We start from the raw sequence: 25,536 nt of genomic DNA on the forward strand, positions 1-25,536 counted from the left end.
GTTCCTTATCAGCGCAGAGGTGTTGCTCGCGTCGACATTAGTAGGAACGGCCAGCCGCTCTCAGACACAAAGGAGTTGTATCGATATGGCGCGTGGATAACGACACCCGGGCGATCGATATCCGGACGGTGGAACGATTCGCACGTTGCTCCACCAATCCGGACACTTACCCCCGCCGAAGACCCCCGAGGCACCCCTTGGACCACCCATGGGACCCGCTGTCGACGGCCCGGCACGTGAGAAACGTCACGCATTCAAGGACCCGGGGCGATGCAGAAATTCAGTCATCGCATTCGTCACGGAAAATGAGCGGGCCGCTCCCCTCGGTTCCGGACGGCTTTCTCCGAACCACGCTCAGTGCACGGCTCAACGGCTTTCCGTGATGAGCGTTCGGAGAAATGACAGATCCACTTCTTCCAGCGAACGCACGACCGTGCGCCCCACGGCCGGCGGGATCGCCGTCACCGAGGGCACCGCCACGACCGGGCAGCCCGCCGCCTCACCTGCGGTCACACCGGTCAGCGTGTCCTCGATGACCGCACAGCACGCCGGGTCCGCCCCCAGCCGCGCGGCAGCCGTCAGATACGGGTCCGGGTGCGGTTTGGTGCGTTCCAGGTCGTCGCCCGCCAGGGTCAGCCGGAAGTTCTCCGGGCCCAGCGAATGCAGCATCTGGTCGACGATGGCGCGGTGCGAGGCGGAGACCAGCGCGGCCGGCACCCCGTGCGCGGCCAGCTCGGCCAGCAGCCTGCGGGCGCCCGGCATGAGGGGCACGCCGCGCCGGATCCGGGCGAGGAAGGCGGCATTGAGGAGCATGCTGAGCTCGGTCAGGCTGATGTCGACGCCGGTGGCTTGAATCAGATACCCGGCGCTGCGGGTCATCGGGCCGCCGACCACGACTTCGCGGTGGGTGTCGTCGAGGATGTGCCCGAGTTCGGCAAAGACCTCCGCCTCCGCCTCCCACCAGAACCCCTCGGTGTCGACCAGGGTGCCGTCCAGATCGAGGAACACGGCTTGGAGGGTCGCGGCTTCGGCCGTTCGGGTGCCGACTACGGGGATGCTGCTGGTCATCCATCCACCTCCGTTACGACGTCCCCGAAGGGACGAAAGGGCCGGTCGCCATCCCCGGCTGGGGAAACGACCGGCCGCTACCGGACCGATAAGTGTACGACGGTACGGGCCGAAATGCGTCCTGGCAGAGGTAGGCGGCGTTCTGGGGTCTTTGCGGGCGGCCCTGAGCTGCTCATACGGGATTACCGAGTGTTACCGACCGACACAGCGATCCGGCCGGGGCGATCTGCGGGTCGCCCCGGCCGGGTGCACCGGGCTACCGCGCGTTGAAGTACTTGGCCTCCGGGTGGTGGATCACGATGGCATCGGTGGACTGCTCGGGGTGGAGCTGGAACTCCTCGGAGAGCTCGACACCGATCCGCTCCGGCTGGAGCAGGTCGGCGATCTTGGCGCGGTCCTCCAGGTCGGGGCAGGCGCCGTAACCCAGCGAGAAGCGCGCGCCGCGGTACTTGAGCGCGAACATGTCCTCGACATCGGCCGGGTCCTCACCCGCGAAGCCCAGCTCGGCGCGGACCCGGGCGTGCCAGTATTCGGCGAGTGCTTCGGCCAACTGCACGGACAGGCCGTGGAGTTCGAGGTAGTCGCGGTAGGAGTTGGCCTCGAAGAGTTCGGCGGTTGCTGCGCCGATCCTGGAGCCGACGGTGACGACCTGGAGGCCGACGACGTCCCTCTCGCCGGTCTCCTCGGGGCGGAAGTAGTCGGCCAGGCACAGGCGCCGGCCGCGGCGCTGGCGGGGGAAGGTGAAGCGGGTGCGTTCGGTGCCGTCCTCGTGCAGCAGGATCAGGTCCTCGCCCTTGGACACGCACGGGAAGTAGCCGTGCACGACGGCCGCTTCGAGGAGGTTCTCGGTCTGGAGCTTGTCGAGCCAGCCGCGCAGCCGGGGGCGGCCCTCGGTCTCCACCAGCTCCTCGTACGTCGGACCGTCACCCGTGCGGGCCTGCTTGAGGCCCCACTGCCCCTTGAACAGCGCGCCCTCGTCCAGCCAGGACGCATAGTCGGCGAGCTGGATGCCCTTGACGACGCGGGTGCCCCAGAACGGCGGTTCCGGGACCGGGTTGTCGATGGCGACGTCGGAGCGCACCGCGCCCTCCGGCTCCTCGACCTCCAGCACGGCCGTGTCCCGCTTGGGCACCCGGCGCTGCTTGAGTTCGGGGAGGGTGGCGCCGGGCACGCCGCGCTTGACGGCGATCAGGGCGTCCATCAGACGCAGGCCCTCGAACGCGTCGCGGGCGTAGCGGACCTCGCCCTCGTAGATCTCGTGAAGGTCCTGCTCGACGTAGGCGCGGGTCAGGGCGGCGCCGCCGAGGATGACGGGGAAGTCGGCCGCCATCTTGCGCTGGTTGAGCTCTTCGAGGTTCTCCTTCATGATCACCGTGGACTTGACCAGGAGACCGGACATCCCGATGACGTCGGCGCGGTGTTCCTCGGCGGCTTCCAGGATCGCCGAGACCGGCTGCTTGATGCCGAGGTTGACGACGTTGTAGCCGTTGTTGGACAGGATGATGTCGACGAGGTTCTTGCCGATGTCATGGACGTCACCACGGACGGTGGCCAGCACGATCGTGCCCTTGCCCTCGTCGTCGGACTTCTCCATATGCGGCTCCAGATGGGCCACCGCGCTCTTCATCACCTCGGCGGACTGGAGCACGAACGGCAGCTGCATCTGCCCGGAGCCGAACAGCTCACCGACGACCTTCATGCCCTCCAGCAGGGTGTCGTTGACGATGGCCAGGGCCGGACGGTCCTGGAGGGCCTCGTCGAGGTCCGCCTCCAGGCCGTTCTTCTCCCCGTCGATGATGCGCCGCTGGAGGCGCTCGTCCAGGGGCAGCGCCAGGAGTTCCTCGGCCCGGCCGGCCTTCATCGACTTGGTGTTGACGCCCTCGAACAGCTCCATCAGCTTCTGGAGCGGGTCGTAGCCCTCGCTGCGGCGGTCGTAGACGAGGTCGAGGGCGGCCTTGACCTGCTCCTCCTCCAGCCGCGCGATCGGCAGGATCTTGCTCGCGTGCACGATCGCCGAGTCCAGACCGGCCTTGACGCACTCCTCCAGGAACACGGAGTTCAGCACGATCCGCGCGGCCGGGTTCAGACCGAAGGAGATGTTCGACAGGCCCAGCGTCGTCTGGACGTCCGGGTGACGCTTCTTCAGCTCACGGATCGCCTCGATGGTGGCGATACCGTCCTTGCGCGACTCCTCCTGACCCGTGCAGATCGTGAAGGTCAGACAGTCGATGAGGATGTCCGATTCGTGGATACCCCAGTTACCGGTCAGATCGGCGATCAGCCGCTCGGCGATGGCGACCTTGTGCTCGACGGTGCGGGCCTGGCCCTCCTCGTCGATCGTGAGCGCGATCAGCGCCGCGCCGTGCTCGGCCGCCAGCTCGGTGACCTTCGCGAAGCGCGACTCGGGCCCGTCGCCGTCCTCGTAGTTGACGGAGTTGATGACCGCACGGCCACCGAGCTTCTCCAGACCCGCCCGGATGACGTTCAGCTCCGTGGAGTCCAGCACGATCGGCAGGGTCGAGGCCGTCGCGAACCGGCCGGCCAGCTCCTCCATGTCCGCCACACCGTCACGGCCCACATAGTCGACACACAGGTCGAGCATGTGCGCACCCTCACGGATCTGGTCCCGGGCCATCTCCACACAGTCGTCCCAGCGGCCCTCCAGCATCGCCTCACGGAACTTCTTCGACCCGTTGGCATTGGTCCGCTCACCGATCGCCAGATACGACGTGTCCTGACGGAACGGCACCGTCTGGTAGAGCGAAGCCGCCCCCGGCTCCGGACGCGGCTCCCGCACCGGCGGAGCGATCCCCCGCACCCGCTCGACGACCTGCCGCAGATGCTCCGGCGTCGTGCCGCAGCACCCCCCGACCAGCGACAGCCCGTACTCCGCAACGAACGTCTCCTGCGCATCGGCCAGCTCCCCCGCCGTCAGCGGGTAATGCGCACCGTTCTTGCCCAGCACCGGCAGCCCCGCATTGGGCATACACGCGATCGGCACCCGCGAATGCCGCGCCAGATACCGCAGATGCTCACTCATCTCCGCCGGACCGGTCGCACAGTTCAGACCGATCATGTCGATGCCCAGCGGCTCCAGCGCCGTCAGCGCCGCACCGATCTCCGACCCCAGCAGCATCGTGCCGGTCGTCTCCACCGTCACCGAACAGATCACCGGCAGATTACTGCCCGTGACCGCCAGCGCACGGCGCGCACCCAGGATGGCGGCCTTCGTCTGGAGCAGGTCCTGCGTCGTCTCCACCAGCAGCGCGTCCGCACCGCCGGCGATCATCCCCTCGGCGTTCTGCTGATAGGCATCGCGCAGCGTCACATACGGGGCATGGCCCAGCGTCGGCAGCTTCGTCCCCGGACCCATCGACCCCAGCACATAGCGCTGCTGACCCGTCGAGGCGGTGAACTCATCCGCCACCTCCCGGGCGATGCGCGCACCCGACTCCGACAGCTCGAAGACCCGCTCGGGAATGTCGTACTCCGCCAGCGCCGCAAAGTTCGCACCGAAGGTGTTGGTCTCCACACAGTCCACACCGACCGCGAAGTACTCCTCGTGCACCGAACGCACGATGTCGGGCCGGGTGACGTTGAGGATCTCGTTGCAGCCCTCCAGCTGCTGGAAGTCCTCCATGGTCGGGTCCTGCGCCTGCAGCATGGTGCCCATCGCACCGTCGGCGACCACCACCCGCGAGGCCAGGGCCGCACGCAGCGACTCGACGCGGGACGTATTGAAGGACGATGGCATGTTCGAGGCCATGGAGATGCTCCCGTGGTTGCGACGGCTGTCGGCTTTGCACCCTCCGGCAGAGGGCGCACCCGGCCAGCGTAGCTGCCGGTTCGGTACACGTGTTCCCCGTTCCACGCCGTGGACAGCACTCTTCCACCCCGCTGCCTGCACCAACCGTGATCGTTGGCAGACTCCGGTTCGCTCAGCAAGAAGTTCCCGGATCGCTGACTCCAGTCGGCATGGGCCGATATCGTTCAGCATTGTCGAACCGCTCACTTCGGAGGTTGCCCGATGGCACGCACCATCCAGTCGCTGGAGCGCGCCGCAGCGATGCTGCGGCTGCTCGCAGGAGGGGAACGGCGACTGGGACTCTCCGACATCTCCTCCTCGCTGGGACTGGCGAAGGGCACCGCCCACGGGATCCTGCGCACGTTGCAGCAGGAGGGCTTCGTCGAGCAGGACGCCACTTCCGGCCGCTACCAGCTGGGCGCGGAGCTGCTGCGGCTGGGCAACAGCTACCTGGACGTGCACGAGCTGCGGGCCCGCGCCCTGGTATGGACCGACGATCTGGCCCGCTCCAGCGGTGAGGCCGTCTACCTGGGCGTACTGCACCAGCAGGGCGTGCTGATCGTCCACCACGTCTTCCGGCCGGACGACAGCCGGCAGGTGCTGGAGGTGGGCGCGATGCAGCCGCTGCACAGTACGGCGCTGGGCAAGGTGCTGTCGGCGTACGACCCGGTGGCGCACAGCGAGATCGTCGAGGCGGACCGGACGGCGTTCACCCCGCACACGGTGACCGGCCTGGCGGACTTCGAGGGACTGCTGGACATGACGCGGGCGCGGGGCTGGGCCGCGGACGTGGAGGAGACCTGGGAGGGCGTGGCGTCGGTGGCCGCGCCGATCCATGACCGGCGGCGGATGCCGGTGGGTGCGGTGGGGGTCACAGGAGCGGTGGAGCGGGTCTGTCAGGAGGGTGAAGTGCGGCCGGAAATCATCGCTGCCGTGAGGGATTGCGCACGCGCTGTATCCCGGGATCTTGGTGCAGGGCGATTCTGACCGGATTCACCCCATAAGTTCACCTAAGTTTTTGGCCACGGAACCCTTGACGGGGTTCTCACGGTGAACAAAACTGCCGTTCGTCGGTCGGCATTGTCGAACACCTAACGACAATATTCGCTATGGTGGGGCATCGCCGCGGGCCGACCATCGCCCTCTCGGAGGGCGCGGACCACCGGACGGGACCCGGGGTTCGTCTTCCCCTGGACGAAGGACAAAGGAGTCGCGGGTGTCCAGCTCCGACATCTTCATCAGCGAGACCATCGGTACCGCTGTTCTGATCTTGCTCGGCGGTGGCGTCTGCGCCGCCGTCACCTTCAAGCGCTCCAAGGCGTTCAACGCCGGATGGGTCGCCATTGCCTTCGGGTGGGGCTTCGCCGTCCTCACGGGTGCCTACATCGCCGCGAAGTCCGGCGCACACCTCAACCCTGCGGTCACCATCGGTGTCGCCATCAAGGGCGGCATCGAGTGGAACCAGGTGCCCGTCTACCTCGGCGGCGAGATGCTCGGCGCCATGATCGGCGCGGTGCTGGTGTGGATCACGTACTACGGACAGTTCCAGGCCCATCTGAGTGACCCCGAGGTCCTGGCCGACCACACCGGCGAAGAGGGAATGGTCGACCAGTCCGCCGCGCCGTCGGCCGGACCGGTCCTCGGCATCTTCTCCACCGGCCCGGAGATCCGGAACGTGGTGCAGAACCTGGCCACCGAGATCATCGCCACCATCGTGCTCGTGCTGTCGATCCTGACTCTCGGTCTGAGCGACAACGGAAAGGGCGTCGGCGTCATCGGCACCCTGCTGGTCGCGCTGGTCGTCACCGGCATCGGTCTGTCGCTGGGCGGTCCGACCGGGTACGCGATCAACCCGGTCCGCGACCTCGGTCCGCGCATCGTGCATGCGCTTCTGCCGCTGAAGAACAAGGGCGGTTCAGACTGGGGCTACGCCTGGATCCCGGTCGTCGGCCCGCTCATCGGCGGGGCCATCGCCGGGGGCATCTACCAGGTGGCTTTCGCCTGAGCCGCCTGACCGCCCCGACTCCGCCCGCACAGACTTCTTGGAGCACACCATGAGCGACACCCCCAGCACCTCCTCGCACGGGCACGGCCCGTTCATCGCGGCCATCGACCAGGGCACCACGTCCAGCCGCTGCATCGTCTTCGACAAGGACGGCCGGATCGTCTCGGTCGACCAGAAGGAGCACGAGCAGATCTTCCCGAAGCCGGGCTGGGTCGAGCACGACGCCACCGAGATCTGGACCAACGTCCAGCAGGTCGTCGACAGCGCCGTCCACAAGGCCGGGCTGACCGCCGCCGACGTCAAGGCGATCGGTATCACCAACCAGCGCGAGACCACCGTCCTGTGGGACCGCACCACCGGTGAGCCGGTCCACAACGCCATCGTCTGGCAGGACACCCGCACCGACGCGCTCTGCAAGGAGCTCGGCCGCAACGTCGGCCAGGACCGCTTCCGCCGCGAGACCGGCCTGCCGCTGGCCTCGTACTTCGCCGGCCCGAAGATCCGCTGGCTGCTCGACAACGTCGAGGGCCTGCGCGAGCGCGCCGAGCGCGGCGACATCCTCTTCGGCACGATGGATTCCTGGGTCATCTGGAACCTGACCGGCGGCGTCGACGGCGGAGTGCACGTCACCGACGTCACCAACGCCTCGCGCACCATGCTGATGAACCTCCACCGTCTCGAGTGGGACCCGAAGATCCTCGCGTCGATGGAGATCCCGGCGGCCGTGCTGCCGGAGATCAAGTCGTCCGCCGAGGTCTACGGCCGTACCACCAGCGGTGTGCTGGCCGGTGTCCCGGTCGCCTCGGCGCTCGGCGACCAGCAGGCCGCGCTGTTCGGCCAGACCTGCTTCGAGCAGGGCGAGGCCAAGTCCACGTACGGCACCGGCACCTTCATGCTGATGAACACCGGCCACGAGCCGGTCAACTCCTACAACGGGCTGCTGACCACCGTCGGCTACCGCATCGGCGACCAGCAGCCGGTCTACGCCCTGGAAGGCTCCATCGCCGTCACCGGCTCGCTCGTCCAGTGGATGCGCGACCAGATGGGGCTGATCAACAGCGCGGCCGAGATCGAGACCCTGGCCAGCACGGTCGAGGACAACGGCGGCGCGTACTTCGTGCCGGCCTTCTCCGGCCTGTTCGCCCCCTACTGGCGCTCGGACGCGCGCGGTGTCATCGCGGGCCTGACCCGCTATGTCACCAAGGCGCACATCGCGCGCGCCGTGCTCGAGGCCACCGCCTGGCAGACCCGCGAGATCACCGACGCCATGACCAAGGACTCCGGCGTCGAGCTGACCGCGCTCAAGGTCGACGGCGGTATGACCTCCAACAACCTGCTGATGCAGACCATCTCGGACTTCCTGGACGCTCCTGTGGTGCGCCCGATGGTCGCCGAGACGACCTGCCTCGGCGCTGCCTACGCGGCCGGACTGGCCGTCGGCTTCTGGTCCAGCACCGACGAGCTGCGCGCCAACTGGCGCCGGGCCGCCGAGTGGACCCCCCGGATGGATGCGGCCACCCGTGACCGCGAGTACAAGAGCTGGCTCAAGGCCGTGGAACGGTCCATGGGCTGGCTCGATGACAGCACTGTCGAGGAGTAAACATGAGCACCCTGCAGAGCGTCCCGGCACTCGGGACGCACCCGGCCAGTGGTTCGCACGCGAGCCGTGCCGAGACTCGGGAGCAGCTTTCCAAGGCGACGTACGACCTCCTGGTGATCGGCGGCGGCATCCTGGGCATCTCCACCGCCTGGCACGCCGCACAGGCCGGACTGCGGGTGGCGCTGGTGGACGCCGGTGACTTCGCCGGCGCCACCTCCTCCGCCTCCTCCAAGCTGCTGCACGGCGGTCTGCGCTACCTGCAGACCGGTGCGGTCAAGCTGGTGGCGGAGAACCACTTCGAGCGGCGTGCGGTGTCCCGTCAGGTGGCACCGCACCTCGCCAACCCCCTGACCTTCTACCTGCCCGTCTACAAGGGCGGACCGCACGGCGCGGCCAAGCTCGGCGCGGGCGTCTTCGCCTACTCCGCGCTGTCCGCGTTCGGCGACGGCGTCGGCCATGTCATATCCCCGGCCAAGGCCCAGCGCGACGTGCCGGAGCTGCGGACGGACAACCTCAAGGCCGTGGCCGTGTACGGCGACGACCAGATGAACGACTCCCGGATGGCGCTGATGACCGTCCGTGCGGCGGTCGAGGCCGGCGCCACGGTCCTCAACCACGCCGAGGTCACCGGCCTGCGCTTCACCCAGGGCCGGGTCACCGGTGCGGAGCTCAAGGACCGGACGGACGCCCAGGAGTTCGGCGTCAACGCCCGGCTGGTCCTCAACGCCACCGGCCCGTGGGTGGACCACCTGCGCAAGATGGAGGACCCGAACGCGGCCCCCTCCATCCGGCTGTCGAAGGGTGCGCACCTGGTCCTGAAGCGGACCGCGCCCTGGAAGGCCGCGCTGGCCACCCCGATCGACAAGTACCGCATCACCTTCGCCCTCCCCTGGGAGGACATGCTGCTGCTGGGCACCACGGACGAGGAGTTCGAGGGCGACCCGGCGGATGTCGCGGTCACCGAGAAGGACACCGCGCAGATCCTGGACGAGGCGGCCTTCTCCGTCCGCGACCAGCAGCTGTCGCGTGATCTGATCACGTACTCCTTCGCGGGTCTGCGGGTGCTGCCCGGCGGCCCCGGCGACACCTCCAAGGCCAAGCGCGAGACGGTCGTGACCGAGGGCAGCGGCGGCATGCTGTCGGTGGCCGGCGGAAAGTGGACGACCTTCCGGCACATCGGCCGTACGGTCATGAACAAGCTCGCCGCGCTGCCCGGCCACCCGCTGGCCGACGACATGGAGCCGATCGCGCACCTGCCGAAGAAGCTCCCGCTGCCCGGTATCGCGAACCCGAACGCGGTCGCGCACCGGCTGCTCATCGACGGCGGTACGCCCGGTCCGCGGATGGCCCCGGAGACCGCGCGGCACCTCGCCACCCACTACGGCTCGCTGTCCTTCGACATCGCCCGGCTGGCGAACGAGAACCCGGCGCTGGCCGAGCGCATCCACCCGGACGCGCCGGAGATCTGGGCGCAGGTCGCCTACGCCCGTGACAACGAGTGGGCCGAGACGGTCGACGACGTGCTGCGCCGCCGCACGACCCTGATGATCCGCGGCCTGGACACGGAGGACGTGCGGGCCAAGGTCAAGGACATGCTGGCCGGCTGACGGCAGCGCACGGCCGCGGCGGACCGCGGCCGACGGGACCTGACGGCACCTCACGGTGACGTACAGCGCGTGACGATGGGGCGGTCCACGGGGGGCCGCCCCATCACCGTCTCCGCCGGTGGCACCGCATGCGGGGCCGGGGCGGGGCGGGTCGGCGGTCACTGTCAGTGGCGGCTGCGATGATGTGCACCGAGACACATCAACGGGGGGACGACGATGGCTCGGCAAGGCGGGCGCCGATGGCGGCGGGCGGGGAAGTGGGCGGCCTGGGCGGTCGCCCTGCTGATCGTGCTGCCGGTGGCGCTGGCGGGTACGGCACTGCGCGCCCAGTACGCGGGAGCGGCCGCTCCGCAGACGACGACCCGGGGGCGGGATGCGCTCTGGCTGGGGCACGCCTGGGTGGACGGGCGGCGGGACGCCTCCGATGTGGCGGCGCTGCGGCGGCGGCTCGAAGGCTCCGGTATACGCGATCTGTACGTACACGCCGGGCCGTTGGAGCATGACGGCACCCTGCCGCCGGCCCGTCGCGCCTATCCGCGGGCGCGGTGGCTGATCGGCGCGCTGCACCGTGCCCTGCCGTCGGTGCGGGTGCACGCCTGGCTGGGCGACCGGCTGGTGTACGAGGCGGGTGAGCGGGGCGGGCTGCGCCTCTCGGATGCCGCGGCCCGCCGGGCGATCGTGGCAAGCGCCCGTCAGGTGCGGGCGGACGGGTTCGCCGGCGTCCATCTGGATCTGGAGCCCCTGCACTCCGACAACGCCGACTATCTGCGGCTGCTGGACCGGCTCGGGCCCGCGGTCCGGGAGGGGGGCGGGCTGTTGTCCGTCGCCGTGCACCAGATCGATCCGCTGCCCGGACTGCACACGGTCAGCGGGGCGGTCACGGGCCACCGCAAGTGGATATCCCAGCACTTCTTCGGACAGGTGGCGCGCCGGGTCGACCAGATCGCGCTGATGTCGTACGACACCGGCATGCCGGCCGAGAGCCTGTACGGCGGCTATGTGGCGCAGCAGACCCGGCTGGCGCTGGAGGCGACGGGGCCGGACACCGATCTGCTGATGGGGCTGCCGTTCTTCCACACCGACGGCATCGGCCATCACGCCTCGGCGGAGACGGTACGGGCCGCGGTGCGGGGCATACGTCTCGGGCTGACCCGCGAGGACCCGGGGCGCCGGCGGTTCGGAACGGCGCTGTATGTCGACTTCGCCGCCACGGACGAGGACTGGGCTGCTTACGGGAGCGGATGGGGGGCGCGTGACGGGTCATAATGAGCTCAGACATCGGATGTCTGTGACGGCATCCGGGTGGCGATATCCGGGCGGGTCCGAGCGGGGAGGTCGGCATGGCGGTCACCGACGAGGCCATCGAGAAGATCAAGGGCATGATCGTCTCCGGCGCGCTGCGGCCGGGCGACCGGCTGCCGAAGGAGAGCGAGCTGGCGGCCGAGCTCGGCCTGTCCCGCAACTCGCTGCGCGAGGCGGTGCGCGCACTGTCCCTCATCCGCATCCTGGACGTGCGCCAGGGCGACGGTACGTACGTCACCAGCCTCGATCCGCAACTGCTGCTGGAGGCCATGAGCTTCGTGGTGGACTTCCACCGCGATGACACGGTGCTGGAGTTCCTCGCCGTCCGCCGGATCCTGGAGCCGGCCGCCACGGCGATGGCGGCCGGCCGGATAGGCCCGGCGGAACTGGATTCCCTGGAGGCCCAGTTGGACGCGCTGGGGCCCAGACCTTCGGTCGAGGACCTGGTCGCCGCCGATCTGGAGTTCCACCGCGGGATCGTCGCGGCGTCCGGCAACTCCGTGCTCTGCTCGCTGCTGGACGGGCTGTCCGGACCGACCACCCGGGCCAGGGTCTGGCGGGGGCTGACCCAGAAGGACGCGGTGGCCCGCACCCTCACCGAACACCGCGCGATCCTCGGCGCGCTGCGCGACCGGGACGCGGAGGCGGCGCGGGCGTGGGCCACGGTCCATATCGCCAGCGTGGAGCAGTGGTTGCGCTCGTCGCTGTGAGGTCCGCGCCCGCCGCCGCGCCGCCGGTCAGACCGCGAACCCGCCGTCCACCGCGATCGAGGCGCCGGTGATGTAGCGGCCGCCCTCGCCCGCCAGATGGGCCACGGTCGCCGCGACATCCCGGGCCTGGCCGTACGCCCCCAGGGCGGTGAGCCCGGCCTGCATCTCCGCGCTCTCGCCGTCGGCCGGGTTCATCTCGGTGTCGATGGGACCCGGCGTGACGAGGTTGGCGGTGATGCCGCGCGGCCCCAGCTCCTTGGCCAGGGTCCGGGTCAGGCCGGTGAGGGCGGCCTTGCTGGTGGCGTAGAGGGTGCCGCCGGGGAAGGCGACCCGCTCGGCCATGCAGCTGCCGATGGAGATGATCCGGCCGCCCTCGGCCAGATGCGCGGCCGCGGCCTGCGCCGCCAGGAACGGCCCCCGGACATTGGTCCGCAGCACCCGGTCGACATCGTCGAGGGAGATCCCCTCGAAGGGGCCCATCACGCCGGTGCCCGCGTTGTTCACCAGGATGTCCAGCCGCCCGAACCGTTCGACGGTGGCGGCCACCGAGAACCGCACCGCCTCCGCGTCAGCGCTGTCGGCCCGTACCGCCCAGGCCTGTCCGCCGCCCCGCTCGATCTCCTTGACCACCTGCTCGGCCTGGTCCTGCCGGCTCAGGTAGGTCAGGGCCACCGCCGCGCCGTCGGCGGCCAGCCGCAGCGCCGTCGCCTCGCCGATGCCCCGGCTGCCGCCGGTCACCAGGGCCACCTTGCCGGTGAGGGGCCGGGTGCCGTTCGCCGCCGCAGTCGTCGCCGTCATCACGGTCGCCGTCATGTCATCACCTTTGTGTCGAGTCATCCGTTGTCGTCCGCAGCCGTACGCAGCTGTCCGCAGGCGTACGGAGCCGGCTGGAGTCCGCCGGAGGTGCACCGCTGTGCCGGTGTTCTCCGCGGTATGACTCGATCCTCCGGCGCGGCGCGATCCGAAGCTGGCGGAATCCGGACGCCGCATCGGCGGGGCCGGGGGCCCTGCGGCTACGAGGCCCCGACTCCGTAGACCCGCCCGGCCGTTCCCCCGAAGACATCCGACCGTTCCACCGTCCCGAGGTGGCCGGTGGCCGACTGCGCGAGCGCCACGACGTCCTCGTAGCCGGCGGCCAGCGTGCACACCGGCCAGTCGGAGCCGAACATCACCCGGCCGGGTCCGAAGGCCTCCAGGACGTGCCGGGCGTAGGGGAGGATCTGCTGCGGCCGCCAGGCGTCCCAGTCGGCCTCGGTGACCAGCCCGGACAGCTTGCAGCTGACGTTCGGCAGGCCGGCGAGCGCGGTGACGGCGTCCGCCCAGGGCTGCCAGTCCCCCGCGGCGACGGCCGGTTTGGCCGCGTGGTCCAGCACGAAGGACAGCCGCGGCACGGCGCGTACCGCGGTCTGTGCGGCGGGCAGTTCGCGCGGGGTGACCAGCAGGTCGTAGACCAGGCCGGCGTCGGCCAGCATGCCCAGCCCCCGGAGCACCTCCGGCCGGACGAGCCAGTCGGGGTCCGGTTCGTCCTGCACCTGATGCCGGACGCCGACCAGCCCGGGGGGCAGCGCCGCGAGGACCTCCGTGAGCGCGGGATCGGGCAGATCGGCCCAGCCGACGACTCCGGCGACCGGGCCCTCCCCCGCGGCCAGGGTGAGCAGTTCGGCGGTCTCCTCGTACGAGGACGACGACTGGACGAGGATCGTGGCGTCGACGCCGTGCGCGGTCAGATGCGGAGTGAGGTCGGTCAGCGCATAACTGCGGCGGATCGGATCGGCCCACGGCCCGTTCATCCACGGCTGTTCGCGCCGGCTCAGATCCCACAGATGGTGATGGGCGTCGATACGCATCAGTGGCGCGCTCCGGGTCGGGCTCAGTGGTGCAGGGGCAGCGGCAGATCGGGGTCGAGCAGGCCGCGGGCGACGAGCGTATGCCACAGCTCGTCCGGGATGTCATGGGTGAACAGTGCGGCGTTCTCGGCCATCTCCTCGGGGGTGGCGGCGCCGACGACGGCGGAGGCGACGCTGCGGTGCCCGAAGGGGAAGCGGAGCGCGGCGGCCTTGAGGGGAACATCGAACTGCGCGCAGACGGCGGCAAGTTGACGAGCCCGCTCCACGAGGGCGGCGGGCGCGGGTGCGTAGTTGTACGGCGCTCCGGGTGACGGGTCGGCCAGCAGACCGGAGTTGTAGACGCCGCCGACGACCACCGAGGTGCCGCGGCGCTCGCACTCCGGCAGCAGATCGTCGAAGGCGGTGCGCTCCAGCAGGGTCCAGCGGCCGGCGCAGAGCACCACATCCACGTCCAGGCCGGCGACCAGGCGGGCCAGCACATCGCTGTGGTTCATGCCGAAGCCGATGGCGCGCACCACGTGCTGGGCGCGCAGCTCGGCGAGGGCCGGGAAGCCGGTCTCGTACACCTCGCGCAGGTGGTCCTCGACGTCGTGCAGATAGACGATGTCGACGGCGTCCACACCGAGCCGCTCCAGGGACGCGTCCAGCGTGGCGCGGATACCGTCGCGGGAGAGGTCCCGCACCCGGGCCCGTGCGGGGGTGCCGACAAAGCCCTCACCGGCCGCCCGCTCCCCCGGCGCGAGCGGGCGCAGCCGCCGGCCGACCTTGGTGGAAAGGGTGTAGCCGGCCCGGTCGCGGCCGCGCAGCGCCCGGCCGAGGCGCTCCTCGGACAGCCCGACGCCGTAGTGCGGCGCGGTGTCGAAGTAGCCGGCGCCGGTGGCGAGGGCGGTGTGGACGACGTGCCGGGCCTGCTCCTCGGGGATCGCGCGGTAGAGGTTGCCGAGCGGGGCGCAGCCCAGGCCCAGGGGCGGGACGGTGACGCCGGTCCGCCCCAACTCCCGTGGGCCGTACGGGGGATGACTCATGCAGCACCTCAGTCCTGCTTCTCGCCGCTGGTGAAGCGGGAGATGACCAGCGCGATGATGATGATCATGCCGTTGAGGAACTGGGTCCACAGCGGTGGCACGCCGCCCAGGGTCATCACATTGATGACGAGCTGGAGGGTGAGGACGCCGGTGAGCGCGCCGAAGAGGGTGCCCCGGCCGCCCTTGAGGCTGATGCCGCCGATCACCGCGGCGGCGAACACCTGGAAGATCCAGCCGTTGCCCTGGCTCGCGGAGACCGCGCCGTAGTGGCCGGTGTAGAGGATGCCCGCGAAGGCGGCGAGCACCCCGCCGACGGCCAGCACGATCCAGGTGATGCGGTCCACCCGTACGCCGGCCGCGCGGGCCGCCTCCGGGTTGCCGCCGATGGCGTACAGCGCCCGCCCGTGCCGGAGGTAGCCGAGAGCCGCGCCGCCGAGCCCGAAGAGGGCGAGGCAGATCCAGACGGCGGCCGGGATGCCGAGCCAGTCGGCCTTGCCCAAGTAGGCGAAGGATTCCGGGACATTGCCGAGGGACTGGCCCTCGGAGATGCCCACTTGCAGGCCGCGGAGCATGGTGAGCATGCCGAGGGTGGCGATGAAGCCGTTGACCCGCAGGGTGAGGATGAGAAAGCCGTTGGCGGCGCCGATCGCCGCGCCCACGGCCAGGCAGAGCGGGACCGCCGTCCAGGCGGGGAGGAGTTCCAGCCCGGCGAAGCGGGCGCCGTGGGCGGGCATCACCAGCCACAGGGCCACCACCGGGGCCAGCCCGATGGTGGACTCCAGCGACAGGTCCATCCGCCCGCTGATGAGGATCAGCGCCTCGCCGAGCACCAGCAGACCCAGTTCCGTGGACTGCTGGATGACGCCGACGAGGTTGTCCTGGGTGAGGAACGCGGGCGACACGATGAAGCCGATGACGCCCAGCACGAAGATCACCGGCACCAGGGAGAAGTCCCGCCAGCGGGCCGGATCGATCCGGGGCCGGCTGCGCGGCGGGCCGTCCACCGCGTCGGTGGCCGACGGCGTTGCGGTCTCGGTCATGGCGCGGTTCCTTCCGTTCCTTGCGTCGTACGGAGGTCCGGTGCGGGTGCCCGGCCGGCGCCGGCCGCGCCGGGCCGGGCGTCCTCGGCGGCGCCCGTGCTGCCCGGCGGGGCGTCCTCGGCGCCGGCCGCCATGCCCTCCATCGCGGCGACCAGTTCGTGGTCGCGCCAGCCGGCGGCGAATTCGGCGGTCACCCGGCCGTGGAAGACCGCCAGCACCCGGTCACAGATCCGCAGATCGTCCAGCTCGTCGGAGACGATCACGGCGCCGCTGCCGCCGTCCGCGACCGCCCGTACGACGCCCAGCAGCGCGTCCTTCGACTTCACGTCGACGCCGTTGGTGGGCCGGACGGCGACCAGCACGGCGGGCTCGCGGGCCAGCGCGCGGGCGATCACGACCTTCTGCTGGTTGCCGCCGGAGAGCCCGGACACCGGCTGGCCCGGCCCGGTCGTCCTGATGTCCAGTGACGCGATCATCCGCCGGGCGAAGGCGCGGGTCCGGGAGGGCAGTACGGTGCCCAGCGGCCCGAGCTGGTCGGCGACGGTGAGGGTGGCGTTCTCGGCGACGCTGCGGCCCGGGACGAGCCCCTCGCGGTGCCGGTCCTCGGGGACGTAGCCGATGCCCGCGGCGAGGGCGTGCGGCACGCTGCCGGTACGGACCGGCCGCCCGCGTACCGCGATCCGGCCGCCGTCCGGGGCCCGCAGCCCCGCCAGCGTCTCGCCGATCACGGTGTTCCCGCTGGCCGTGGCGCCCGCGAGCCCCACCACCTCACCGGCCCGTACGGTCAGGTCGAGCGGTGCGAAGTGCCCTTCGGCGGACAGCCCCCGGGTCCGCAGCACCGGCTCGCCCGCCGGGCGCGCCCCCGGCCGCGGCTGCCGCGCGGGCGCCGCCTGCTCGCCGGTCATCGCCGCCACCAGCGCGTCCTTGGCCAGCCCGGGGACGGGCGCGGTCAGTACATGCCGGGCGTCACGGAAGACGGTGACGGTGTCGCACAGTTCGTGGACCTCCTGGAGGTGGTGCGAGATGAACAGGAAGGCCACGCCCTGGGCGCGCAGTGCACGCAGTTTGCCGAAAAGCCGGTCGATCCCGCCGGCGTCCAGCCGGGCGGTGGGCTCGTCGAGGATGATCAGCCGGGCGCCGAAGGACAGCGCGCGGGCGATCTCCACGAACTGCCGCTGCTCGACGCCGAGTTCCTTGATCCGGGCGGCCGGGTCGACCTCGACGCCGTATCCGGCGAGCAGCTCGCGGGCCCGCTCACGCAGCGCCCGCCAGCGGATGGTGCGCTCGCCCTGGAAACGGTTCAGATAGAGGTTCTCCGCGACGGTCAGCTCCGGCACGGTCATCGACTTCTGGTACACGCAGGCGACCTTGCGCTGCCAGGCCACGGTGTCACCCCAGCCGGGCGCGGGCTCGCCGCCGAAGGTGACCCGGCCGGCATCCGGGCGTGCCATGCCGGTCAGCACGGACACCAGGGTGGACTTGCCGGCCCCGTTGCGGCCCACCAGGGCGTGCGCCTCCCCGGGCCGTACGGTCAGCCGGGCGCCGTCGAGGGCGACGGTGGGACCGTAGCGTTTGACGATTCCCTCGGCGTGCACCGCCGCCGTGCGGTCGTCCGTCTCCACCGTTACTTCTTCTTCTCGAGCTGGTTGGCCCACAGTTTCCTGTCGTCGACGGTGTCCTTGGTGACCAGGGGCGCGGGCAGCTGGTCCTCCAGACCGTTCTTGATCTTCACGATGGTGGAGCCGTGGTCGGTGGGCCCCGGCTTGAAGGTCTTCCCCTCCAGGCCGGCCCTGGCGTAGTACAGGGCGTACTTGGCGTAGAGGTCGGCGGGCTGGGAGAGGGTGGCGTCGATCTTTCCGGCGCGGATCGCGTCCAGTTCGTCCGAGATGCCGTCGTTGGAGATGATGGTGATGTGCCCGTCGGAGCCGGCCGGCTTCAGGCGCTTCTTCTGTTCCAGGAGGGCGAGCGTCGGCTGGAGGAAGGCGCCGCCGGCCTGCATATAGATGCCGTCGAGGTCCGGGTGCTGGGCGAGCAGGCTCTGGAGCTTGCCGGAGGCGACCTCGCCCTTCCAGTCGGTGGCCAGCTCATGCACGGTGATCTTCGGGAACTTCTTCTTCATGCACGCCGCGAACGCCTCGGAGCGGTCCCGGCCGTTGATCGAGCTGAGGTCGCCCTGGAGTTCGGCGACCCGGCCCCTGCCGCCCAGTTTTCTGCCGAGGTAGTCGCAGGACTTCTCGCCGTAGGCGCGGTTGTCGGCGCGTACGACCATGTAGACCTTGCCCTCGTCGGGGCGGGTGTCGACGCTCACCACCGGGATCTTCTTCTGCTCCAGGCGCTGTAGTGCGGCGGCGATGGCGCCGGTGTCCTGCGGTGCCACCACGATCGCCTTGGCACCCTGGTCGGTCAGCGCCTGCACATTGGAGACGACCTTGGCGATGTCGTTCTGCGAGTTGGACAGCGGCAGCGCGGCCGGTCCGCCGTGGTCCAGGTCCTTTTCGAGGTACTGCTGGTAGGAGTTCCAGAAGTCGGTGTCCGTACGGGGCATGTCGATGCCGATCTTGCCGCCCGCGGCGCTGCTGCCGCGGTTGCAGCCGGCCAGCGCGGCGGTGGCGAGCACCGCGGCGCAGGCCGCCGCGCCGGTCGTACGCAGTCTCATGGGTGGTCCCTCGGTCGTGGTGTGCGGCTGGGATGCGGGGCGCTGTACGGGTCGTGGCCGGTCAGGTGGCGGGCCGCAGCCGCAGCCCGTGCATTCCCCCGTCCACGGCGAGCGCCGTCCCCGTGATGCCGGAGGCGGCCGGGGACGCCAACGAGGCGATGGCGGCGGCCACTTCGTCGGCGGTGACCATCCGGCCCATCGGCTGGCGGGCGTGGAGGGCGGCGCGTTCGGCGGCCGGGTCGTCGGCCCGGTCCAGCAGCCGGCCGACCCACGGGGTGTCGGCGGTGCCCGGATTGACGCAGTTGACGCGGATGCCCTCACGGAGGTGGTCGGCGGCCATCGCGAGGGTCAGCGAGAGGACCGCGCCCTTGCTGGCGCTGTAGAGCGCGCGCTGCGGCAGACCGGCGGTGGCGGCGATGGAGCAGGTGTGGGTGAGGGAGACCCGGCCCGGGGCGTCGGCGGCGGCACGGCGCAGCGCCGGGAGCGCGGCGCGGGCGGTGCGCACCAGGCCCAGCACGTTCACGTCCAGGACCCGGCTCCACTCCCCGTCGTCGTTGTCCTCGACGGTGCCGACGGCGCCGATGCCGGCATTGCCGACGAGGGTGTGCAGGGCGCCGCCCAGCTCCCCCAGCGCTTCGGCGACGGCGGCGCGTACCGCGGCGTCGGAGGTGACATCGCCCTTGACCTGGATGGTCCCGGCGGGCGCGCCGGAGGGGTCACGGTCGAGGACGGCGACCTTGGCGCCGCGCGCCAGCAGCAGGGCGGCAGTGGCCGCTCCGATGCCGGAGCCGCCGCCGGTGACGAGTGCGGTCATCCCCTCGAAGTCGGCCGGCGGCCGGCCGTGGTGCGGTCCGGAACTCATGCGGGGACCTCCTGTTCGCCGTGCCGGCTCTGCGGGGGCTGACGGGCACGCCACACGGGCCCGTCGGGGAAACGGTGGGCGGCGACCGACGCGGGCTTCATCCGGGCCGAGAAGCCGGGCGCGGTCGGGGCGCGGTAGCGGCCGCGCTCGACGACGACGGGATCGCTGAAGTGGTCGTGCAGATGGTCGACGTACTCGATCACCCGGTCCTCCCAACTGCCGGACACCGCGACGTAGTCGAACATCGCCAGATGCTGCACCAGCTCGCACAGCCCGACCCCGCCCGCGTGCGGGCACACCGGTACGCCGTACTTCGCGGCCAGCAGGAGGATCGCGAGGTTCTCGTTGACCCCGGCCACCCGCGCCGCGTCGATCTGGACGAAGTCCACGGCGCCGGCCTGGAGCAGCTGTTTGAAGACCACCCGGTTGGCGACGTGCTCGCCGGTGGCGACCTTCACGGGCTGGCCCGAGCGCACCGCGGCATGCCCCAGGACGTCGTCCGGGCTGGTCGGTTCCTCGATCCAGTGCGGGGCGTACGGCGCGAGTTCGGTCATCCAGCGGACCGCCTCGGCCACGTCCCAGCGCTGGTTGGCGTCGACGGCGATCCGTACGCCGGGGCCGACCGCGTCCCTCGCCAGCCGCATCCGCCGTCTGTCGTCGTCGAGGTCGGCCCCCACCTTCAGCTTGATCTGCCCGAAGCCGTCGGCCACCGCCTCTTTCGCCAGCCGCACCAGTTTGCTGTCGTCGTAGCCGAGCCAGCCGGGCGAGGTGGTGTAGGCGGGGTAGCCCTCGGCCTTGAGGCGGGCGGCGCGCTCGGCCCGGCCCGGGGCGGCGGCGCGCAGGATGGCCAGCGCCTCGTGGGGGGTCAGGGCGTCCGAGAGGTAGCGGAAGTCGACGAGGGAGACCAGTTCCTCGGGCGTCAGCGCGGCGAGGAACTCCCAGACCGGCAGGCCGGCCCGGGCGGCGGCCAGGTCCCAGGCGGCGTTGATCACGGCGCCGGCCGCCATCTGCATCACGCCCTTTTCGGGGCCGAGCCAGCGCAGCTGGGAGTCGTGGGTGAGGTCGTGGTGCAGTGCGGCGAGCGCGGCGGCGGTGACGGGCACGGGGCGGCCGACGACGTACGGCGCGAGGGACCGGATCGCGGCGGCCATGACATCGTTGCCGCGTCCTATCGTGAAGCAGAGGCCGTGTCCCGGAGGTCCGCCGGCGGAGTGCAGCACGACGTAGGCGGCGGAGTAGTCGGGGTCCGGGTTCATGGCGTCCGAGCCGTCGAGCTGCTCCGAGGTGGGGAAGCGGACGTCGTGGACCTCGAGCCCGGTGACGGTGTCGGTCACAGCCATGCGCATGCCCCCTGGGATGTTGCGGAAGAACATCGGACCTTTCCGGGTCATCCGATGTATAGACCCGCCGCCAAGGCAGCGTCCAGACCCCGTACGGAAGTTGACCGAACAGCCCCCGCAACAGATCGGATGAATCGCGACCCCTTCACGCAAAGGGGCTGCGGACCGGCACCACGGACGCCGTAGTCTGGGGAACGCACGTAATGGAACTGCTGCCGGCAGCCGCCCCAGGCGGCCGGACCGGTCGGAAGGAGGCGCTGGGTGATCGAGCTCGAGGGGGTGCCCGAGCTGATCGACCCGGTCATGGTGGCCGCGTTCGAAGGCTGGAACGACGCCGGCGACGCCGCCTCCGCCGCGGTCGCACATCTGGACCGGGAATGGAAGGGCGAGGTCTTCGCCGCGCTGGACGCGGAGGACTACTACGACTTCCAGGTGAACCGTCCCACCGTCTTCCTGGACGGCGGCGTACGCAAGATCACCTGGCCGACGACCCGGCTCTCCGTCGTCCGCGTCGGCGACCCGAACGGCAAGGGGCGGACCCGCGATCTCGTCCTGGTCCGCGGTATCGAGCCCAGCATGCGCTGGCGCTCGTTCTGCAACGAAATCCTGGGCTTCGCCCATGAGTTGGGCGTGGAGATGCTGGTGGTGCTGGGCTCGCTGCTCGGCGACACCCCGCACACCCGCCCGGTCCCGGTCAGCGGGGTGACATCCGACGCGGATCTCGCCCGCCGGCTGGATCTGGAGGAGTCCCGCTACGAAGGCCCGACGGGCATCGTCGGCATCCTCCAGGAAGCCTGCACCCACGCGGGCGTCCCCGCGGTGAGCCTGTGGGCGGCGGTGCCGCACTACGTGTCCCAGCCGCCCAACCCGAAGGCCAGCCTCGCCCTGCTCAACCGCCTGGAGGACCTCCTCGACGTCCGTATCCCGCTCGGTGAGCTGAGCGAGGACGCGCGCGCCTGGCAGCTGGGCGTGGACCAGCTGGCGGCCGAGGACAGCGAGGTCGCCGAGTACGTCCAGTCGCTGGAGGAGGCGCGGGACACCGCGGACCTCCCGGAGGCGTCCGGCGAGGCCATCGCCCGCGAGTTCGAGCGCTATCTGCGCCGCCGTGACCCCCAGGCCGGTCCCGGCGTGGCGACCGAAGGCGGGCTCACGGAAGGACGCGACAGCTCCTACCTCCGCGACTCCCCCAGCGGCCGCACCCGCCCGCCCCGCCCGGTGTCCAAGGAGCCGCGCGAGCCGAAGCCCGGCGACGAGACGGGTACGGGACCGAAGGACGCGGGCAAGGGCTCCGCGGACGCTGCCGACCCCTCAGGTGGCCCGGACTCCGCCGGCTCCGCCGATTCCCCGAAGCCGGAGGACGACCCGGAGGACACCGGCAGCTGAGGGCGCGGAGCGCACCACAGCGCACCAGCACACCATGGGCGCCGGACCGGCCATCGAGCCGGTCCGGCGCCCGTGCGTCACACCGCCCGCCCGGTGCGGGCCCCGGTCATCCCGAGCAGTGGAAGCGCGCCCCCGCCCAGTCGCCGTGATCGCCGGACTTCTTGCCGTCCGTATCGGTCACCTTGAGCCGGACGTGCCGGGCCCCGCCGAGCGGCACCTCCACCGCCACCGGCGCCGACTTCCCGGTCAGCTTCGGTGAGGCCCACAGCACCTTGCCGTCCGCCTCCACGGAGAAGGCGGCCTCCCCGTAGTCGGCGATCTCGTCGTCGATCCCGGCGTCCGCGGTGAAGGACGTACAGCGCCCGCCGGTGAAGAACTCCAGGTCCGAGTCGGCGTGTGTCCCGATGCCCTTGTCGTACGTCTTCCCGGCGAGGGTGAGCCGATGGCCGTCCGACGCCCCCGACTCCCCGTTGCTGCGGTCGCGTTCGGCCGGCCCGTACCCATTGGCTTCGCTCAGCCACTCCAGATCACTCGCCCAGGTGTCCTCGGCCGGCGCCGGCGGTACGGGCCGCACCTCGAAGCGGTGCACCGCCGTCCGCGGCGCACCGGCCGAGCGGTAGCGGACGGTCGCGGTGACCGTGACCGGGTCGGCGCTCCTGGCATCCTTGGGCGCGGTGAGCGTCAGCGCGTCGCGCCGGGTGGTGCCGGCGGCGATCCGTGCATGGCGCACCGGCGCCGAGACCGTCCAGCCCTCCGGCGCGGACAGCGACACCGACACCCCGTGTGCCGTACGGGTTCCCGCGGTGACGGCCGTCCGTACGGTCGTCACCGCGCCCTTGGTCACCTCCTGGCCGCCCGGTGAGGTGACCGTGACCCCCGCGCCCGGAGTCCGGCCGCCGACCGCGCTCGCGCCCGTCAGTTTCAGCCCGAAGGCGCGGTCGGTGGGGCGGGAGGCGGTCTTGATCCGGACGACACCCGCGCGGTCGGCCGGGTCGTGGAACCAGCCCTCCCGCGCCGCCTCGAACGCGCCCGCGGACGGCAGCCGCTTCAACGCCCGGCCGTCCAGTGCGACGCCGCGCGGCGCGTCCCCGGTGTGCACGGTGAAGCGGTACGGCCGGGCGGTCTGCTTGCCCCGGAACGAGCCCCGGGAGGCGCCGACGTCGATCCGTACGTCGCCGCCCCCGGAGCGCGGCGCCGCCACCCGCACCCGCTGGGTGGCACTGTGGCCGTCCCGGTGCGCACGGGTCACCCCGTCGTCCTCGTAGAGCGTGAACGAGGAACGGCCCTGCGGATAGATGTCCCAGGCGAGCGGCGAGTGTGCCGTCCGGTCCTGGTACGACCTGATGCCCGGCCACATGGGCACGGCGGCACCGGCCTTGACGAACAGCGGCAGGGTGTCCAACGGGGCGCTGTAGCCGTCGACCGTGACCGGGCCCTGGTAGGTGCGCCCTGACCAGTAGTCGACCCAGGTGCCCTTCGGCAGATAGATGCCGTCGCGGGTGTCGCTGTCCTGGTAGACGGGCGCGACGAGGAAGTCCCGGCCGGTCAGGAACTCGTACTTGGCGGCGTCGGTGGCGGCCTTCGGGTCATCGGGGTATTCCAGCGACAACGGGCGCACCGGCCCCACGCCGGTCCGGGTCGCCTCCGCCGCGTAGGAGTACATGTACGGCAGCAGCGACTCCTTCAGCTTCAGATACTTCCGGCTGATGGAGGTGTAGGGCTCACCGCGGCGATAGGGCTGTTTGTCGCTGTCGGCCCAGCCGTCCATCGTCATCATCGCCGGGAGGAAGGACTTCCACTCCAGATCGCGGACGTAGGTCTTGGCGCTGCCGCCGAAGATGCCGTCCACATCGCCGGTCGTGTAGGCGAGGCCGGACAGCGTCGCGCCCGCGTAGGTCGGTATCTGCCAGCGGATGTAGTCCCAGGTGCCGCTCTGGTCACCGGACCACTGGACACCGCAGCGCTGGGCCCCCGACCAGCTCTCCGGGGCCCAGGTGAAGCCCCGCGCATCGCTGTTGTCCTCGATGCCCCGGTACGCGTCCTTGCAGCCGTCCAGCGCGAATTTGTAGCCGTCGCCGACCCAGGCGACATCCAGCTTGGCGATCCGCTGGCCGGCCTTGACCTGGTCGGCGAGTTTGCCGATACCGTCCTCGGTCCACAGGCCGAGCTTCATCTTCCGCTCGCCGAGGCCCTTCGAGGTCTCGGCGAGGTTCTCGTAGCCGCATCCGTAGCCGTCGTTGACCAGCATCCAGCCGTTGGGCAGGTCGTGCTGCACATACCCGTCGGCGGTCTTCAAGGAGTCCAGGGTGTGCCGCTCCCCCCGGTTCGCATTGTGCAGATAGCAGTCCGAATCGCCGATCTCCAGGCCGTACACCGGCGGCAGGAAGGGCTTTCCGGTCAGCGAGGTGTACTGGCCGATGACGTCCTTGGCACTCGGCCCGGCGAAGTAGTAGGCGTCAAAGCGCCGTTCCTTCGCGCGTGTCGTCACCGGCTGGCCGAAGGTGTAGGTGTTGGGCGCGTACGTGTTGCGGAAGACCCCGTACCCCGCGGAGGAGAGGTAGAACGGCACGGAGTTGGGGTGTCCGCCGTCGTCCCAGTGGTAGTCGACGCCGACCTCGACGGTGTGGCCGCGGTGTGAGGTGTTGCCGCGCCCGTTCTGCATGCCGGCGCCGTAGAACTGCTCGTCGGCGCCGCGCGCAAGGGCCTGGGTGGTGGTCTTGTCGTCCCAGCTCAGCCCCTTCGCCTCGGACCACACCAGCGAGCCGTCGGCCCGTCGCAGCTCGAAGCGCAGCGGCGCCTTGAAGGCCTTCAGGGTGACCTGGGAGGTGCTGAGTTCGTAGGCGTCCCCGGCGTCCCGCCAGTGGGTGGCGGGCGGCGCGCCCTGGGGCAGCACGATGTCCTTGCCGGTGGGGTCGGAGAACGCGCCGTCCGGGGCGAGTTCGACGCGGAAGGTGCGGTCCGTCACGAAGCTGACGCGGGCCTCGGCGCGGCCGGCGTGCAGATGGTAGACGGGCCCGTCCGCCGCGAAGCCGGTGATGTCGCCGACGGTCTGTGCGGGTGCGGGGCCGTCGGCCCGTACGCTGCCCACCGGCCCCGCGACGGCCGCCGCGAGCCCCAGCAGCGCGGCAACGACCGCCGCCCGCAGTCCTGTTGGTTTCCTCATGCCCGCAGCTCTAGCGCGCCGCCGGGCGCGGCGACCATGGATTCTCGGGTCCCGTTGCTGGACTTCTGGCCGGCGGGGCGGGGGTGGGTTCGGGGCGGGGCAGTAAAAGCGGGGCAGTGAAAG

18 protein-coding genes are annotated in these 25,536 nt (G+C 70.9%); 7 read left to right on the plus strand and 11 right to left on the minus strand.

What is annotated here, in order from left to right:
* Positions 1 to 366 precede the first annotated feature (366 nt).
* Both K7C20_RS07110 and metH read right to left on the minus strand, forming a co-directional pair.
* Positions 367 to 1,068, minus strand: a complete 702-nt coding sequence (locus K7C20_RS07110) for an HAD family hydrolase (RefSeq protein ID WP_030084826.1) — start codon at positions 1,066 to 1,068, stop codon at positions 367 to 369.
* A 256-nt stretch (positions 1,069 to 1,324) separates the two neighbouring features.
* Entirely contained in the window at positions 1,325 to 4,834 is a 3,510-nt protein-coding gene (gene metH / locus K7C20_RS07115; protein ID WP_222892570.1) for a methionine synthase, read from the minus strand.
* A 261-nt stretch (positions 4,835 to 5,095) separates the two neighbouring features.
* On the opposite strand from metH, the gene K7C20_RS07120 reads away from it, so the two are divergent.
* From K7C20_RS07120 to K7C20_RS07145, 6 genes are all read left to right on the plus strand, one after another.
* Positions 5,096 to 5,860 (plus strand): IclR family transcriptional regulator, encoded by a 765-nt coding sequence (locus tag K7C20_RS07120; RefSeq protein WP_030083939.1) that lies wholly within the window; start codon positions 5,096 to 5,098, stop codon positions 5,858 to 5,860.
* A 229-nt stretch (positions 5,861 to 6,089) separates the two neighbouring features.
* A complete protein-coding gene (locus K7C20_RS07125) occupies positions 6,090 to 6,878 on the plus strand; it encodes an MIP/aquaporin family protein (protein WP_030083941.1) in 789 nt (262 codons plus the stop codon).
* 49 nt (positions 6,879 to 6,927) lie between these two features.
* Complete coding sequence (gene glpK / locus K7C20_RS07130; protein ID WP_053208517.1) at positions 6,928 to 8,478, plus strand: glycerol kinase GlpK; 1,551 nt, start codon at positions 6,928 to 6,930, stop codon at positions 8,476 to 8,478.
* Between the two features lie 2 nt (positions 8,479 to 8,480).
* A complete protein-coding gene (locus K7C20_RS07135; RefSeq protein ID WP_030083944.1) occupies positions 8,481 to 10,085 on the plus strand; it encodes a glycerol-3-phosphate dehydrogenase/oxidase in 1,605 nt (534 codons plus the stop codon).
* Positions 10,086 to 10,301: 216 nt separating this feature from the next.
* Complete coding sequence (locus tag K7C20_RS07140) at positions 10,302 to 11,351, plus strand: glycoside hydrolase family 18 protein (protein WP_048829723.1); 1,050 nt, start codon at positions 10,302 to 10,304, stop codon at positions 11,349 to 11,351.
* A 74-nt stretch (positions 11,352 to 11,425) separates the two neighbouring features.
* A complete protein-coding gene (locus tag K7C20_RS07145; protein WP_053208518.1) occupies positions 11,426 to 12,097 on the plus strand; it encodes a FadR/GntR family transcriptional regulator in 672 nt (223 codons plus the stop codon).
* Between the two features lie 27 nt (positions 12,098 to 12,124).
* On the opposite strand, the gene K7C20_RS07150 is transcribed toward K7C20_RS07145, so the two are convergent.
* From K7C20_RS07150 to K7C20_RS07185, 8 genes are all read right to left on the minus strand, one after another.
* On the minus strand, positions 12,125 to 12,910 hold the full coding sequence (locus K7C20_RS07150) for an SDR family NAD(P)-dependent oxidoreductase (RefSeq protein ID WP_053208519.1): 786 nt from the start codon (positions 12,908 to 12,910) through the stop codon (positions 12,125 to 12,127).
* A 200-nt stretch (positions 12,911 to 13,110) separates the two neighbouring features.
* Positions 13,111 to 13,944, minus strand: a complete 834-nt coding sequence (locus tag K7C20_RS07155) for an amidohydrolase family protein (protein ID WP_030083954.1) — start codon at positions 13,942 to 13,944, stop codon at positions 13,111 to 13,113.
* 23 nt (positions 13,945 to 13,967) lie between these two features.
* Positions 13,968 to 14,969, minus strand: a complete 1,002-nt coding sequence (locus K7C20_RS07160) for an aldo/keto reductase (protein WP_030083956.1) — start codon at positions 14,967 to 14,969, stop codon at positions 13,968 to 13,970.
* Between the two features lie 8 nt (positions 14,970 to 14,977).
* On the minus strand, positions 14,978 to 16,009 hold the full coding sequence (locus tag K7C20_RS07165; protein WP_030083958.1) for an ABC transporter permease: 1,032 nt from the start codon (positions 16,007 to 16,009) through the stop codon (positions 14,978 to 14,980).
* Positions 16,006 to 17,631: a sugar ABC transporter ATP-binding protein gene (locus K7C20_RS07170; protein WP_053208520.1), complete on the minus strand. Its 1,626-nt coding sequence runs from the start codon at positions 17,629 to 17,631 to the stop codon at positions 16,006 to 16,008. Before K7C20_RS07170 ends, K7C20_RS07165 begins: the two co-directional genes overlap by 4 nt.
* A 2-nt stretch (positions 17,632 to 17,633) precedes the next feature.
* Entirely contained in the window at positions 17,634 to 18,665 is a 1,032-nt protein-coding gene (locus tag K7C20_RS07175) for a sugar ABC transporter substrate-binding protein (RefSeq protein ID WP_053208521.1), read from the minus strand.
* A gap of 61 nt (positions 18,666 to 18,726) precedes the next feature.
* Positions 18,727 to 19,527, minus strand: a complete 801-nt coding sequence (locus K7C20_RS07180; RefSeq protein WP_053208522.1) for an SDR family NAD(P)-dependent oxidoreductase — start codon at positions 19,525 to 19,527, stop codon at positions 18,727 to 18,729.
* Positions 19,524 to 20,867 carry an enolase C-terminal domain-like protein gene (locus tag K7C20_RS07185; RefSeq protein WP_030083965.1) on the minus strand — a complete coding sequence of 448 codons (1,344 nt, stop codon included), beginning with the start codon at positions 20,865 to 20,867 and terminating at the stop codon, positions 19,524 to 19,526. The genes K7C20_RS07180 and K7C20_RS07185 overlap by 4 nt, the downstream gene beginning before the upstream one ends.
* A 261-nt stretch (positions 20,868 to 21,128) precedes the next feature.
* Between K7C20_RS07185 and K7C20_RS07190 the strand changes: the two genes are divergently transcribed.
* Positions 21,129 to 22,250 (plus strand): PAC2 family protein, encoded by a 1,122-nt coding sequence (locus K7C20_RS07190; protein ID WP_078952832.1) that lies wholly within the window; start codon positions 21,129 to 21,131, stop codon positions 22,248 to 22,250.
* A 106-nt stretch (positions 22,251 to 22,356) separates the two neighbouring features.
* Here the strand turns inward: K7C20_RS07190 and K7C20_RS07195 are convergent, their stop codons facing one another.
* Positions 22,357 to 25,413: an NPCBM/NEW2 domain-containing protein gene (locus K7C20_RS07195; protein WP_030083969.1), complete on the minus strand. Its 3,057-nt coding sequence runs from the start codon at positions 25,411 to 25,413 to the stop codon at positions 22,357 to 22,359.
* Positions 25,414 to 25,536: the final 123 nt, after the last annotated feature.

This window comes from Streptomyces decoyicus, assembly GCF_019880305.1.
Taxonomy (GTDB): domain Bacteria; phylum Actinomycetota; class Actinomycetes; order Streptomycetales; family Streptomycetaceae; genus Streptomyces; species Streptomyces decoyicus.